At 67.8% G+C, this 15,288-nt stretch carries 8 protein-coding genes; 3 read left to right on the top strand and 5 right to left on the bottom strand.

The genetic code is table 11. The annotated features are described in order from the left end of the window. Positions 1-18 precede the first annotated feature (18 nt). The 3 genes from DL240_RS20690 to DL240_RS07995 all read left to right on the top strand — a co-directional run bounded on the left by DL240_RS20690 (position 19) and on the right by DL240_RS07995 (position 8,121). Positions 19-3,126, top strand: coding sequence for an IPT/TIG domain-containing protein (locus DL240_RS20690; RefSeq protein WP_146618177.1), 3,108 nt, complete (start codon positions 19-21; stop codon positions 3,124-3,126). 384 nt (positions 3,127-3,510) lie between these two features. After that, positions 3,511-6,234, top strand: a complete 2,724-nt coding sequence (gene mutS, locus DL240_RS08000) for a DNA mismatch repair protein MutS (RefSeq protein WP_111729357.1) — start codon at positions 3,511-3,513, stop codon at positions 6,232-6,234. Positions 6,235-6,330: 96 nt separating this feature from the next. Next, the gene (locus tag DL240_RS07995) at positions 6,331-8,121 is read left to right on the top strand and encodes a DOMON domain-containing protein (RefSeq protein WP_158542433.1); all 1,791 of its coding nucleotides are present in this window, start codon (positions 6,331-6,333) and stop codon (positions 8,119-8,121) included. A gap of 22 nt (positions 8,122-8,143) precedes the next feature. On the opposite strand, the gene DL240_RS07990 is transcribed toward DL240_RS07995, so the two are convergent. From DL240_RS07990 to uvrA, 5 genes are all read right to left on the bottom strand, one after another. Continuing rightward, positions 8,144-8,704, bottom strand: coding sequence for a gamma carbonic anhydrase family protein (locus tag DL240_RS07990; protein ID WP_111729355.1), 561 nt, complete (start codon positions 8,702-8,704; stop codon positions 8,144-8,146). Continuing rightward, a complete protein-coding gene (locus tag DL240_RS07985) occupies positions 8,704-10,320 on the bottom strand; it encodes a serine/threonine-protein kinase (RefSeq protein WP_111729354.1) in 1,617 nt (538 codons plus the stop codon). The genes DL240_RS07990 and DL240_RS07985 overlap by 1 nt, the downstream gene beginning before the upstream one ends. Before the next feature lie 126 nt (positions 10,321-10,446). Further along, a complete protein-coding gene (locus tag DL240_RS07980) occupies positions 10,447-11,565 on the bottom strand; it encodes an NAD(P)/FAD-dependent oxidoreductase (RefSeq protein ID WP_111729353.1) in 1,119 nt (372 codons plus the stop codon). Further along, positions 11,562-12,305 (bottom strand): tRNA (5-methylaminomethyl-2-thiouridine)(34)-methyltransferase MnmC2, encoded by a 744-nt coding sequence (gene mnmC2 / locus DL240_RS07975; RefSeq protein WP_111729352.1) that lies wholly within the window; start codon positions 12,303-12,305, stop codon positions 11,562-11,564. Before mnmC2 ends, DL240_RS07980 begins: the two co-directional genes overlap by 4 nt. Positions 12,306-12,326: 21 nt before the next feature. Further along, positions 12,327-15,212 carry an excinuclease ABC subunit UvrA gene (uvrA, locus tag DL240_RS07970; protein WP_111729351.1) on the bottom strand — a complete coding sequence of 962 codons (2,886 nt, stop codon included), beginning with the start codon at positions 15,210-15,212 and terminating at the stop codon, positions 12,327-12,329. Positions 15,213-15,288 lie beyond the last annotated feature (76 nt).

Genomic DNA, 15,288 nt, shown 5'->3' with positions numbered 1-15,288 from the left:
CCTGGCCCGGGAGGCTTCGTGAAGCTTGAGCTTTGCACCCGACATCTTCACCTCACTCACCGCTGGTTCTTGAGCCTGACGCTCCTTGGCGTCTTGCTGGGCTCGGTGGCCTGTGGCGAGGACCTGGATCCCGATTCGGTCCATGAGGAGGAAGACACCTCCCTGCCGAACCCCGACGCCGGCGCTCCGGACGGCGATACCCACGACCCCGACGCCGACGCCGAAGAGGACGCCGACCGCCGACCGCCTCCCACCGATGGCGGCGACTGGGAGTTTGAGGACGATCTCGGGCTCACCGCGGTCATCCCGGCCCGCGGCCCGCTGGCCGGGGGGACCCCCATCCGCCTGGAAGGCAGCGGCCTGGGCCCCGAAGTCCAGATCTTCTTCGATGACCTCCCCCTGGACACCACCTTTGAGGGCGGCCAGCTCACCGCCCTCACACCCCCGGCAGAAGCCACCGGCCCGGTCACCGTGCGGGCCTTCGCCCTGGATGGCACCTCGGTGGAGCTGGTCAACGGCTTTACCTACGCCAACCCCCTGCACCTGGAGAGCGTCAGCCCCTCGGTGCTCCCCACCACCGGGGGGATCGAAATCAGCGCGCACGGCCAGGGCTTCACCGAAGGCCTGCGGGTCAACGTCGGCGGACGCCCCGCCCCGCGCGTGACGATTCTCTCCGGCGACCACCTGCGCTTTGTCGCCCCGCCCCACCCGGCCGGCTCGGCCGAGGTCGAGCTTGTGGGGCCGGATGCTTCGGCAACCTTCGACGACACACTGCGCTACTTCGACGAGCTTGAGATCACCTCGCTCGCCCCGGCCAGCGGCCCCACCGCCGGCGGCCAGCTTGTGGCCATCAACGCCGACGGACTCACCGCCGACACCGAGGCAACCCTGGGAGGCCGCCCCGCCCTGGTGGAGTCCATCGATCTCACCACCGGCACCCTGACTCTGCGCACCCCGGCGGCCAGCAGCGCGGGCCCGGCCGATCTTCTGCTGGTCAACGACCTGAGCGCCGCCCTTCAACCCGACGCCTACCACTACACCGACGCCACCGCCCCCGCGCTGCTGGGCCTCTCCCCGGCCGCCGGAAGCACCGCCGGCGGCACCCTGATCAGCGTGGCCGGCGTCGGCCTCGATCATCCCGACGCTCGCCTGCGCATCGGGGGCCAACTCGCCACCCTGATCGACGCCGGCCCCCACCACGCCCTGGCCACAACGCCCCCCGGTGCGCCGGGCGCAGCCGACGTCACCCTCCTGCACGGCACCGCCGAGATCGACACCCTGGTGGAGGCGTTTGACTACCTTCCCGCCTTAGGCCTCACCGCGGTGGAGCCCGCCCGGGGCCCGGCCTCCGGGGGCACCACGGTCACGCTGCGCGGCGAAGGCCTCGACCAGGTCACTTCGGTCGACTTCGGTGGGCTGGCCGCCAGCTTTGAGCACGTCGACAGCACCACGCTGCGCGTCACCACACCGGCGGCGCTCCCGGCCACCGTCGACGTGCGCGTGCGCTACGGGCAGACCCGCGCCATGATGCCCGACGCCTACACCTTTGTGGGTGAGCCCCAGATCTGGTCCTTCTCGCCAGCCCGTGGCGCCATCGCCGGCGGCACCTTCGTCACCCTTCAGGGCCAGGGCTTCGACGGGGACCTCACCCTGCGGGTGGGCAACGCCGAAGCCCTCGACCTGCAACGCGTCGGCCCCAACACCCTGACCTTCCGCACGCCTCCCAACGCCGCGGGCCCCCACCCGATCGAGCTCCGCGCCGCCGGTCAAAACGTCGCGGCCCCCTACCCCTTTGGGTACTTCAACCCCCTGAGCAACTTCGGTGGCGCCAGCGGGGCGGAGATCCAGGGCGCGGTCAACGTCACCGTCCTCACCCAGGGCGGCGACCCGATCCCGGGCGCCTTTGTGATGCTCTCCACCCGCGCCGACACCCCCTACTCCGGACGCACCAACGCCAACGGCCAGGTCACCCTCTCGGGCCCCGACGTGCTCGGCGCCCAGGTCGTCACGGCCACCGCGCCCACCTTCTCCACCACCACCGTCCACCAGGTCGACGCCGAGAACCTCACCCTGATCCTCAACCCCATCGACCCCGGCGAGGGCGAAGGGGGCGGCATTTTCCCGCCCCTGGGGTACATCAAGGGCCGGGTGAGCGTGACCGGCAAAGACTCCGACCTCGACGCCTCGCTCCAGGTCAACCTCACCCGCGTGCGCACCACCCGCAACGCCCTGACCGGCGCCACGATCAACCCCGGGCTCTTCGCCTCCATCACCGGCGGCGAGGGACGCTACGAGATCCGCACCCGCACCGGAGACATGGCGCTGGTGGCCTTCTGCGGGCACTGGGACGCCGATGCCGAGATCTTCACCCCCCTCTTCATGGGCATTGAGCGCTACCTCTTTGTGGCCGACGGCGACGCGCTGGAGGTCGACCTGGAGTGCAACATCCCCCTCAACAAAGAACTCGGCGTGAACCTGATCGACCCGGTCTTTGCCCCGGACGGTCCCAACGAGAATCGCGTCGTGGGCTACGTCAATCTGGGCTTTGAGGGCTTTATTCAGATGCCCAACCCCGTGTACTCCCTCGATCACTTCATCACCCTGGGCGCCCTCCCGCCGGCCGAAGGCGTCTTAAGCGACGCCACCTACGCGGTACTCGCCGGCTCCTACCGCAGCAGCGGCGTGCCCTACACCCAGACCGCCATCGAGGACATCTCTCCCGAAGCGCGAAGCATCTCAACCGAACCCCTGGTGGCCGTGCCCCGTCCCGTCTCGCCAGCGCCCGGCGGGGTGGTCACCAACGGAGAGCTGCGCCTGGGCCTCGACGGGGTCAACCCGCCGGACTTCTTCTACATCGTGGCCCGCAACGCCCTGGGCCTGCCGGTCTGGACCTTCGTGGTCCCCGGCCACGAGCGGGTGGTGCGCCTGCCGCAGCTTCCCGACTTCTCGGACCTTCCGGCCGAGGAGCGTCCCGAGCCCTACCAGCCCGGGCCGCTCTACGTGGTCGCCTACGGCATTCGTACCCAGAGCTTTGACTTCGATCAGTTCAGCTACCGCGACTTCAGCTCCGAGCGCTGGAAGGCTTTCTCGGTGAGCACCTGGGAGATGCGTCTGAGCGACGACTAAGAGTCCTCCCGCCCCCCTCGACCCCCTCCCCGGGCCCTTCGCGAAAGGCTTTCGACCCCCTCGACCCCCTCCCCGGGCCCTTCGCGAAAGGCTTCCGCCCCCCTCGACCCCCTCCCCGGGCCCTTCGCGAAACGCTTCCGACCCCCTCGACCCCCTCCCCGGGCCCTTCGCGAAAGGCTTTCGACCCCCTCGACGCCCCGTTCGGGGTATGCGATGAGGGCCCCCGACGCTCCCAAGGCGCTTCGCCCGGGCTCGGGAGGGCTTTGAGCCCCCGCGCGACGTGATCGCCACGATCTCCCATCGTCCGGGTTGTGAGTCTGGCGAGCGCCTTGCTATGGTCCGCGCCGCTGGCGAACCCCTGATTTCCCTGGATGAGAGTACCCGATGAAGCTGACGCCGATGCTGCAACAATATCTCGACGTCAAAGCCCGATACCCTGACGCGATCCTCTTTTTCAGGCTGGGCGACTTCTACGAGATGTTTTTTGAAGACGCCCAGGTCGTGGCCCGCGAGGTCGGTCTGACGCTGACCGCGCGCTCCAAGGGCCCCGACGCCGTGCCCATGGCCGGCATGCCCTACCACTCCTCGCAGACCTACATCACGCAGCTCATCGAGAAGGGGTTCTCGGTGGCCATCTGCGAGCAGATCGAGGATCCGAAGGACGCCTCCGGCATCGTCAAACGCGACGTGGTCCGCGTGGTCACCCCGGGCGTGCAGCACGACTCGGAGAACCTGGACGCCCGCGCCCCCAACTACCTGGCGGCGGCCTTCTTTTCGCCCGAGGCCACGGCCTCCTCACCGGTGGGCCTGGCCTACCTCGACGTGACCACCGGGGACTTTCGCGCCACCGAGCTTCGAGACCTCGGCGAGCTCCTCTCGGAGCTCGATCGCGCCGAGGCCCGGGAGCTCTTGGTGCCCGAGAGCGGGCACGCGCTCCTTCTCCCCCACGTCGAGCGCCTGGGAGGCGTGTTCCTGCGCCCCCGCACCCCGGACGCCTTCGCCCTCGACGCCCTGCGAGAGCGCCTGGGCGCCGGCGTGCGCCTGGCCGACGATCTGGCCGCCGACGGCTACTTCCTCTCAGCCGACGACATCGACGTCTTCTTTAAAAGCGCGCGGGACTTCGGCTTCATGAGCCCCGGCCTGATCGAGGGCGCGATCAGCGCCCTGCTCAACTACCTGATCGACACCCAGCGCGGCGTCAGCTCGATCATCCAGCGCCTCTCCCCCTATCGGGCCCACTCCTTTCTGGTCATCGACGAGTCGACCAAGGCCAACCTGGAGTTGACCCAGACCCTGATGGGCGGCAAGCGCACCGGCAGCCTGCTCAGCATCATCGATCGCACCATGACCGCGATGGGCGGGCGGCGCCTGCGCCACTGGCTGAACTATCCCCTGGTCGACCCGAAGCGCATCGGTGAGCGCCTGGACGCGGTCGAGCACCTGGTGCGCAGCCCGGCGCTGCGCGCCGACCTGCGCCAGGCCCTCGACGAGGTCTATGACATTGAGCGCCTCTGCGGCCGCGTCAGCGCCGGCACCGCCAACGCCCGCGACTTAAAGAGCCTCCACGCCACCCTGGCCCTGATCCCGGGCATCGCCCGACTCCTCACCGGCACCCCGGCCCCCCTGATTCAAGCGCTGGCCACCCGCCTTGATCCCTGCACCGAGCTCTGCGCCCATATCGCCCGGGCGCTCGTCGACGAGCCTCCCACCCAGCTCACCGAGGGCGGCCTCTTCAAAAAGGGGTATCACGCCGAGCTCGACGAGCTCCTCGATCTCTCCAACAACGGCAAAGACTGGATGCTGCGCTTTGAGCGCGAGGAGCGCGAGCGCACCGGCATCTCCAGCCTCAAGATCAAGTACAACAAAGTCTTCGGCTACTACATCGAGGTCACCCGGGCGAACCTCGACCTGGTACCCGAACGCTACATCCGCAAGCAGACCCTGGCCAACGCCGAGCGCTACTTCGTGCCCGAACTCAAGGAGCAGGAAGAGCGCATCCTGGGCGCCAACGACCGCCGTAAAACGCTGGAGTATCAGCTCTTTGAACGCCTGCGCCACGAGGTCGGCACCCACCTGGGCCGTCTGCTCAAGAGCGCCGACATGCTGGCCGACCTCGACGTGCTCAGCGGGCTGGCCGAGCTGGCGCAGCGCCGCGACTACACGCGCCCGACCCTGGACCACGGCACCCTGCTTCAGATCGAAGACGGTCGGCACCCGGTGGTCGAGACGACCCTGGAAGCTGGCGAGCGCTTTGTGCCCAACTCGGTCACCATCGACAGCGCCGGGGGACGTCTGCTGCTGATCACCGGCCCCAACATGGCCGGCAAGTCCACCATCATCCGCCAGGTCGCGCTCATCACCCTGCTCGCCCAGATGGGCAGTTTTGTGCCGGCGAAGCGCGCGCACATCGGCGTGGTCGACAAGCTCTTTAGCCGGGTGGGAGCCAGCGACAACCTGGCCCGCGGGCAGTCCACCTTCATGGTGGAGATGACCGAAACCGCCCACATCCTCAACAACGCCACCGAGCGCTCGCTGATCATCCTCGATGAAATCGGCCGGGGAACTGCCACCTTCGATGGCCTCTCGATCGCCTGGGCGGTGGCCGAACATCTGCACGACACCATCCGCGCCCGCACCATGTTTGCCACCCACTACCACGAGCTCACCGAGCTGGTGCGCACCCTGGACGGGGTCGTCAACTTAAGCGTCGCCGTCAAAGAGTGGCAGGAGGACATCATCTTCCTGCGCAAACTCGTCGAGGGGCAGGCCAACCGCTCCTACGGCGTGCAGGTCGGCCGCCTGGCGGGCCTGCCCCCCGCGGTTGTGGAGCGCGCCACCCGCGTGCTGGAGAATCTGGAGGCTGGCCAGTTCGACGAGATGGGACTCCCCACCCCGGGGCGAGATCCCGAGAGTTCCCCGCGCCCCACTCGCCGCCATAACCCCGACCAGATGACCCTCTTCCACGCCGGCTCCGGCCCGGAGTTGAGCCCCGAAGAGCGCCAGACCCTGGAGCGCCTGCGCGAGCTCGACACCAACGCCCTGACCCCCCTGGAGGCCCTCAACACGCTGCACGCCCTGGTGCAAACCCTCTCCGAAGGCGCGCGTTGAAGCAGCGCGCTCCGGACTGCTAAGGTCGACGCCACCATGACGTGCTTTCCCCGTGTTTCAGGGGTGTTCCCGGCTCTCTGGCCCCGAGGCCCTTTGATGAATCCGCTGCCTGTCTCCTCGTTGCGCCCCACCGGCGCGCTGCTCCTCGCCGCCGGCGCGCTCACCCTTCTCAACGCCTGTGGCGGCGCGCCGCCGGTGAGCGTGGATCCCTTCGCGATCGCCGAGTCCGAGCGCCAGCGCACCGATATCCTCGATGCCCCCACCCAGGCCCCCCGTCGAGCCGTGGAGCGCCCCACCGCGGAGCCCGATGAGCTCTACATGATCCCCGAGGCCTCGGCGCAGACCTCCCGCACCATCGACGCGGTGCCCGAAGGCTGGGATCTGAGCAAGCTGCGCGCCTTCGACACCCGCACAAACCTCATCGCCGGCTCCGGACGCTGGACCGGCCCCGAGGACGCCAGCTTCAAGGCCACCGTCGACGCCGACGAGGGCTTTATCTACTTCTGGGTCGAGGTCAGCGATGACGTCTTGGTCGACTCCCATCCCCAGGATCTTCTCGACGGGGTGGTGATCTCGCTGCGCGATCCCCAGCTGGACACCCTCTTAAACTCCTTGCCGGCCACCCTGCGCAACACCCTGGAGGCCCGCGCCGACGCCGCGTTCGCCATCACCCCCTCGGGCCAGATTGCCCGCTATCGCTCGTCGCATCCCCTGGACGCGCGCGACGTTCAGGCCGCCACGCGCCAGACCGAGGGCGGCTACGTACTGGAAGTCGCCCTGGGAATGGGCGCGCTTCCCTACATCGCGGCCATGCCCCTGGGCGACATCGCGTTTCGCATCGAGGTTCTCGACACCGACGATGCCCGGGCCACGCGCCCGGAGAAGCACCTGAGCATGTTCCCCTCGGGCGACGACCAGGCGCCCCTCTTTGCCGTCTTTGATACCGGCGGACTCCTGCCCCGGGAGGCACCTCAGGCGGGCCCCCCGCGCTTTGACGCGCTGGGAGCCTGGCACCGCGGCGACCAGGGCTGGCGCTTTCAGCCCTTTGAGTACATCCCCCAGACCTGGCGCGTGATCGAGGATCTGCGCCAGGTCGCCGGCCAGGTCATCGACAAAGATCCCCTCCCGCGCATCTGCACCGCCGCCGACCGCGAGATGTGGCTGGTCGAGGTCTACGAGGATCGCGCCCGCAACAACCGCATCGCCCTCGTGCTCTGCGGCTCCGCGGCCACCAACGCGCGCTGCCCGAACGACGCCACCACCCAGCTGGTCTGGGCGCATATGCGCCCCGAAGACGACCAGATGTGGCGCATCGACCGCAGCTTCGAGGTCTTCGAGACACCGCTGAACCAATGCCCCTTTGAGCGCGCGGGTGACGGCCCCCTCTACAGCAACTTCTCCCTCTTGCCCCTCAATGTGATCGACGCCGCCATGTGGGCCGTGGGCTGGCAGATGCGCCACGACCTACCCCGGCAGCTGCGCCACGAGTCCGGCATCGTCTTTATCGACTCCCGGGCCTCCTCCCCCAACGTGGGCAACGTGCAGCTGGCGCGCGTCGACGCGGCCAACACCGCGCGCACCCTGGCCTCCAGCCGCGTGTACCTGGCCAACCTCGACGACGTTGAGGGCTACGACATCTGCGAGATCGAAGAGCTCGACAATCAGCAATGCCAGGGATTCCAGCAGGGCTGTGAGACCACCGCGCGCGGCTCCGAGCGCATCCCGCACGTCAAGACCTGGGCCCCGGAGGCGCACCGCTTTGAGCGCTACCTGCTGACCAATCACCCCAACTGCCGCGCCTCCACCGGCTTCGACACCATCGAGGGCTTCAAGATCCTGCAGGTTGGCAACCGCCTGGGACTCCTCCCGACCCCGAAATCCCCCTGAAGCTCACGCTCTTGCCCTGCTCTTAAGGCAACCCGCCGACGCCGCCCCCACCCATCGCGGTGGTGGGTCCGCCGTGTCGGCGAGCCATCTGCACGTAGTGCGCAGCCGAGCGCAGGAGGTCGGCGCGCTCGGCCTGGGTCAAGGGGCGCACCACCTTGCCCGGCGCTCCCATCACCATGCTGCCGCCGGGCACGCGCGTGCCCGGTGTCACCAGCGCTCCGGCCGCGATGATGCACTCATCCTCGATCACCGCCCCGTCCAGGATGATCGCCCCCATCCCTACCAGCACCCGGTCGCCGATGGTGCAACCATGGATCACGGCCCGGTGTCCCACGGTGACATCGTCGCCGATCACCGTGGCAAACTTCCCCCCGGTCACGTGCACCATGGCCAGGTCCTGAAGGTTGGTGCGTGCCCCGATCGTGATCGGGCAGACATCTCCGCGCACCACCGCGTTGTACCAGACGCTGGAGTCCCCCCCCAGACTCACCTCCCCGATGACCTTGGCCCCCGGTGCCACAAACACCGAAGGCTCCAGCCTGGGAAAGGTCCCCTCAAAGTCGATCAGCCGGGGCGATGTCATTAATCGTCCTCAAAGAGTTCGCCATACTTGTCGAGTTTGCCGAGGACGTCGGAGGGGTCTTCAACCTCCGAATCGAACGCCAGCTCTTCGGGGATCTCTTCCTCCACGCTGGAGTCGTCTTCGCCCACACTGGAGGAGTCCTCGCCAAGGCCCAGGACCTCCTCTTCGATCGCATCGCTGATGGCCGCGCTCAGCCCCGAGGCCGCCACCGACACGGAGGCCACCGGCGCGCTGCTGGCCCCCGGCTCGGCCGCCGGCACCCCGGCGATGCCCACTTCGCCGTGCAACAGCGGGTCGCGCAAAAAGAGCACGCCGCTGCGCTTATCCAGGATCGCCATCACATCTTCGGCCGCGTAGAGGTCGGCAATGATCTGGTCGACGCTCTCGTAACGATCTTCTTCCCGATCCATCGACATGCGGTCGAAGATATCGTCGAGGGCCCGCGGAATGTCGGGGAAGAAGCTCGAGGGCATCGGCGACCGACGACCGGGCACTTTGCCGGTGAGCATCTCGTAGAACATGATGCCCAGCGAGTAGATGTCGCTGCGCACGGTGGCCCGGTTGGGGTCCTGGAACTGCTCCGGGCTCATGTAGGCCACGGTGCCCACGCCCACGTAGACCTGATTGCCACGTCCGCCCTCGCGCTCCACCACGCGCGAGATGCCGAAGTCGGTCACCAGCGCGTTGCCGGCATGGTCCAGCACCACGTTCTCCGGCTTGATCGAGCCGTGCACCACGCCCTGGTCGTGCGCGGCGTTAAGGGCGTGCAAAATCTGGAAAAAGTACTTCAGCGCCACCGCCAGGGGCGGGCGATTCTCCACCTCGATCAACCGGCGCAGGTTGCCGCCCGGGGCCAGCTGCATCACCACAAAGGGATACTCGCCATCGGTGGAGATATCGACGATTTGCACGATGTTGGGGTGCATCAACGCGGCCTGCGTCTGCACGATCTGCTCAAAGCGGCGCAGGATGTCGTCGCGCTGCACACCGGCAAACACATTAAAGATCTCGCGGACCTCTTTGATGGCCACCGCCCGCTTCAACCGGGACTGCGTGCCCCGGTAGACCGTACCAATGCCGCCGCTGCCCAGCTCGTCGTGTCGCTCATAGGCCTGACTCACAGATCCTCCACCTGCAGGGATGTTCGAGATGTTCGGGGGGTTCGTTTCGACGGCCGGCGCCGCCGGCTCAGATGCACCTGGCTCCGTTGCCAGGACCTCGGGCGCGGAGTTCGCCTCCAACGAGGCGCCCTCCAGGGGTTGAGCGGCGTCGTCCAACGCATCGGCGGCCGAGTCCTCCACCTCCTCCGGGAAGTGCTCTCCAAAGGCCTGACGCGCGTCCGCTCGCCAGGCCGACTCGCTCGGGTCGTCGAGAATCGCCTGACCAGCCTCGCTCACCCGGAGCTCATCGCTGATACGGTCGTAGGTGAGACTGCCGGTCTGCTCGAGATGTCGCACGTAGCTGAGCAGGTGCAGACTCAAACGCGATCCGAGTGCGTGTTGCACCTCGTCGTAGCTCGCGCTTGTGGTCAGCTCGACCCGCTCGCACACCGTCCTCAGAATGAGCACGATATCGTCGAGCACATCGTCCAGCGTTAGCGTTTCATCACCGCTCATGATGCTCCTGATACAGAGGTCGCCGATCGCGCGCACAGGGCGCTACGACCGCAAAGGCGGGCTTAAGGTACGGTCGCCGCGAGCTTAACGCAGCGCGAAACCAGGGCGCAAGGTGGGAGGTGGGCCTCAGCGGCGAAGTTCCAGCCGCCCCGCTCGCCGCGCGTCGATCACCTCCCAGAGGGGCGCATCCGCCAGCAGATGGGCGGCCAACACGCGCCCCATCGCCGGGGCCCAGGTCAGGCCCTTGGAGCCAAACCCGGCCATCACGTAGAGCCCCGGCTCCCGGGCTACCGCCCCGACCAGGGGGCGATGATCGCTTCCGTACACCCCGCGCACCCCGCGCCAGATCGCGCTCGCCAGGCCCGGGCGCTGCCCGCCGAGCGCGTCGTCCATCTTCTCCCGCAGGTCGTCGGCAGCCTGCGCCGCGTCGCGCGCTCGCCAGGCCGGACCACGCAGGTAGGTGGACCCCACGCCCACCTGGCCCCCGGGGAGCTCGAAGATATTGGCGTGGCTGTTGATCATCACCTTCAGGTCGTGGAGCGGGGCACTCGCCGGCCAGACCCCGACCTCGCCAGGACGCTCACGCAGGTCGGCGCCGGTCATCAGCTCGGGGAGCAACGCCCCGGTGGCCAGCACCACCCGGGCGCCTCCAGGCGCCTGCGCCTGGCCTGAGACCTCGGCCACCCACCCCTCATCGCCCTTTCGCAAGGCCTGCACCTGACCCGACACCAGACGCACGCCCCGGGCCAGCGCATGCGCGAGCAAGGCCTCGCAGAGGCCGGGCAAGTCCACCGCGGCGGCGTGCTCATAGAGCAGCGCCGGGAGCCCCTCCCAGCTCGGCAGGAGCTCCCGGCTGCGCTCTCCCTGCACCCGCTCCACCTGCACGCCTTCGGGATACGCCGCGCGCCCCTCGTCCCAGCTTTCCTCAAGTTTGTGGCTGAGCTTATCGCCGGAGAGCAGGCGCATCATCGGCGCCTGACGCCACAGACCCTGGCCGTGGCGCTCACACCACCCTTGCAGGATCGACCAGCTCATCAAAAACGCCCGCCAGTGCGCCCGGCCCGGCGCCATCGTGCGCCCGGCAAAGGGGTGCAACACGGTAGCCGGCGAGCTGGAGCCGCGCTCCGGGTGCGCAGCGTCCACCAGGGTGAGAGTGCCGGGATCGGCGCCCTGCGCCAGCAGCGCATCGATCAGCGAGAGCCCGGCGAGCCCGCCACCGACGACCAGGAGACCACGCTCGCTCATGCCCCGCCCCAGATCTTCAACTCGCCAAGCCCCGGAGCCGCGGGCGCGGCCACCGTCATCTCCCGCTTGCGCCCCGGCCCCCTGGCCCGAGCCACCACCCAGCCGGCCTCGACCATCGCCTGACGTACGGCCGTCGCCGCCGAATAGGTCGCCAGGCGCGCGTCGGGACTGCTGGCTCGCAGCGACCACGCAAAACACGCCGGACTCCAGGCCTCCGGGTTGACCTCCTTGGCAAAGGGGTCATGAAACACCGCATCGACGCAGAAACCTTCGGGCAGACGCACCTGCTGCCAGGGCGCGGCGTGCAGCACGACCTCAATCGCCCCGTCCTCCGAGAGCGCCCGCACCGCCTCCCCGGCACAGGCCTGCGCGGCGTCCGCCACCGCCCGGGCCAACTCACCGCCCTCCCCTTCATGAAAGGCCAGATGCTCAGCGCTCACCGGCCGCCAGTCCACCGTATGATAGATCAGACGCGTGGCCCTCGGGCTCTGGCGAAACGCCTGCACGCACTGCGTGAGGTTGACCGCCGCGCCGAAGCCCAGCTCCAACACGCGCCATTCACCCGGGCGGCTCACCAACCCGCTCCCCTCCAAAAACACGTGACGCGACTCACTCACCGCCCCGTGGCGCGAACGGTAGTGCACGTCACGCTCCTGGTCGTAGAGCGTCAGCGAACCATCAGAAGTCTCAAAGGGCACCACCCCCTGGAGCCCCCCCTCATCGCAACCCTTTGATGTCATGACAGAATCCTCCCGAACCAATCACTCCGCAGCCGCCTCAAAGAGCTCGCGCAAAAATGTGCCCGTGTACGACCCCTCCACCTGAGCCACCTCCTCGGGTGTCCCCTGCGCCACGATATGGCCGCCCTCAACGCCACCCTCCGGCCCCACGTCAATCACGTGGTCGGCATAGGCGATGATGTCGGTGTTATGCTCGATCATCACGACCGTATTGCCCGCATCGACCAGCTGATCGACGACCTTGAGCAGCTTGCGAATGTCCTCAAAGTGCAGCCCGGTGCTGGGCTCATCCAAAATGTAGAGCGTATCTCCAGTGGCCAGCTTCGCCAGCTCCCGGCTCAGCTTCACCCGCTGGGCCTCCCCGCCGGAGAGCGTGGGTGAGGCCTGCCCGAGCTTCATGTAATCCAGCCCCACATCGAGCAGGGTCTGCAGGATGCGGCGGATCTTGGGGTGGGCCTCAAAGAGATCGGCCGCCTCGGCAATCGTCATCTCCAGCACATCGGCGATCGAATGCCCCCGGTAGCGCACCCGCAGCGTGGAGGCGTTAAAACGATTGCCCAGACACAGGTTGCAGGGCACGTACACGTCGGCCAGAAAGCTCATCTCCACGCGGTTGACGCCCGCCCCCTTGCAGGCCTCGCAGCGCCCGCCGGCCACGTTGAACGAGAAGCGCCCGGCCTCAAAGCCGTACATCTTCGACTCGGGCAGCTCGGCAAAGAACCCCCGAATATGATCGAAGACCTTGGTGTAGGTGGCCGGATTGCTGCGCGGGGTGCGCCCGATCGGGCTCTGATCGATCTCGATGACCTTATCGTAGCGCTCCAGCCCCTCGATGGCGTCATGCTCGCCCACCGAGCGATGCTTGAAGTACACCTTGCGGGCGATCGCCGGGTACAGAATGTCGTTGACCAGGGTACTCTTTCCGGCCCCCGACACCCCGGTCACGCACACAAAGGCCCGCGAGGGGATGTGCACGTCCACATCTTTGAGATTGTTCTCACGCGCCCCGCGGATCCAGACGCCCTCGGCGGGCGCTCGCCGCGTCTCGGGCCAGCCCAGACGCCGGCGCCCGGAGAGGTAATCGCCGGTCACGCTGCCCTCGACCTGGCAGACCTCGTCCGGGGTGCCCACCGCGACGATCTCACCCCCCAGGCGCCCGGCGCCCGGACCGAAGTCGACCAGGAGATCGGCGCGCTCCATCGTCTCGCGGTCATGCTCAACCACGATCACTGAGTTGCCCGCGTCGCGCAGCTCCTCCAGCGTGCTCAAGAGCCGGTTATGGTCGCGCTGATGCAACCCGATGCTGGGCTCGTCCAGCACGTAGAGCACCCCGCTGAGTTCGCTGCCCAGCTGGCTGGCCAGGCGAATGCGCTGGCTCTCACCGCCCGACAGGCTCCCGGCCGCGCGATTCAAGGTCAGGTAGGAGAGCCCCACGTCTTTCAGAAAACGCAACCGGCGCCGGATCTCCGCGAGCAACTCCTCGGCGATCAACACCTCGCGCCCCTGAAGCTCCACCTGCTCAAAGAAAGCGCGGGCCTGATCGATATCGAGCTGATTGATCTCGGCCAGCGACTCCCCACGGAACACCACCGCGCGGCTCTCCGGGCGCAGCCGGCGCCCCTCGCACTCGGGGCAGGTGCGCGAGCCCATGAACTCGGTGAAAAAGTCTCGCGCCCCCTTGCTCGACGCGCCTTCATGGGCCTTTTCAATAAAGGGCACCACCCCTCGAAAGCCTTTGTAGCCCCGCTTTACATCCTGTGGCCCCTCTAACACGTACTGACGGGCCGACTCGCTTAGCTTTGCCCAGGGGCGGTCCAGCGGGATCTTTTGAGCCTGCGCCGACGTCTGGAGCTTCTCCCAGAGGTCTGCCACCTCGGCATGCCAGCGCCACTTGCGCCCACCGGGCGCCGGCAGAGGGCCGATGGCCTCGATGGCTCCCTCGCCCAGGCTCTTCGCCTCATCGACCACCAGCAACCCGCGGTCCACCTGCGGCGTGGCGCCGATCCCCTGACACCCCGGACACATGCCCAGGGGGCTGTTGAACGAGAAGCTCTGGTGGGTCAGCTCCGGAAAGGCCGTCCCGCAGCTGGCACAGGCCCGTTCGGTGCTAAAGAGACGCTCCTCCCAGTCCACGTCCTGGCCGGCCGGCGCCAGCGCCAGGCACTTGCCCTCGCCGACATGCAGCGCGCGGTCCACGCTATCCTGCACCCGGGAGGCCGCCTCCGGCTTGGCCACGAGCCGGTCGACCACCACGTCGATGTCGTGACGGTAGCTCTTTTTGAGCTTCTCCAACCCCTCCAGCTCCACGAACTCGCCATCGATGCGCGCCCGCACAAACCCCTGCTTGCGTAGCGCATCAAAGAGGTCGCGGTACTCCCCCTTGCGGTTTCGCACCAGCGGGGCGAGCAACATGAATTTGGTGCCCCGCGGCAACTCCAGCAGCTGGGTGGCCACGGCCTGGGCACTGGTCGCGCTCACCGGCTCATCGCAGGTATGGCAGCGCTGCTCGCCCAGACGCGCCCAGAGCACCCGCAGGTGATCGTGCACCTCGGTGATCGTGCCCACCGTCGAGCGCGGATTGCTCCCGGTGGTCTTCTGCTCGATCGAGATCGTCGGGCTCAACCCGGTGATCTGGTCGAAGTCGGGCTTTTCGATCTGCCCGAGAAACTGCCGCGCATAGGTCGAGAGGCTCTCCACATAGCGGCGACGCCCCTCGGCGTAGAGCGTATCAAAGGCCATCGACGACTTGCCCGAGCCACTGGGGCCGGTAAACACCACCAGCTTGCGCTTGGGCAGCGTCAAATCGAGGTTTTTGAGGTTGTGTTCGCGAGCACCGTTGACCGCGATTTCACCGCGGTCCCGGCTGATCAGGGGCAGTTTGATGCCCGGAGATGCGGACTGCGCCATGGCACCTACTTCGTGGGGGCAGAGGTTATACCTGAGTACGCTCGTGGCCCGGCACAGGCCATACCAGAGCACGGGC

Origin of the sequence: Lujinxingia litoralis (assembly GCF_003260125.1) — a bacterium.
Taxonomy (GTDB): domain Bacteria; phylum Myxococcota_A; class Bradymonadia; order Bradymonadales; family Bradymonadaceae; genus Lujinxingia; species Lujinxingia litoralis.
The sequence above is the reverse complement of the archived record's forward strand: the minus strand, read 5'-3'. Positions and strand labels throughout refer to the sequence as shown.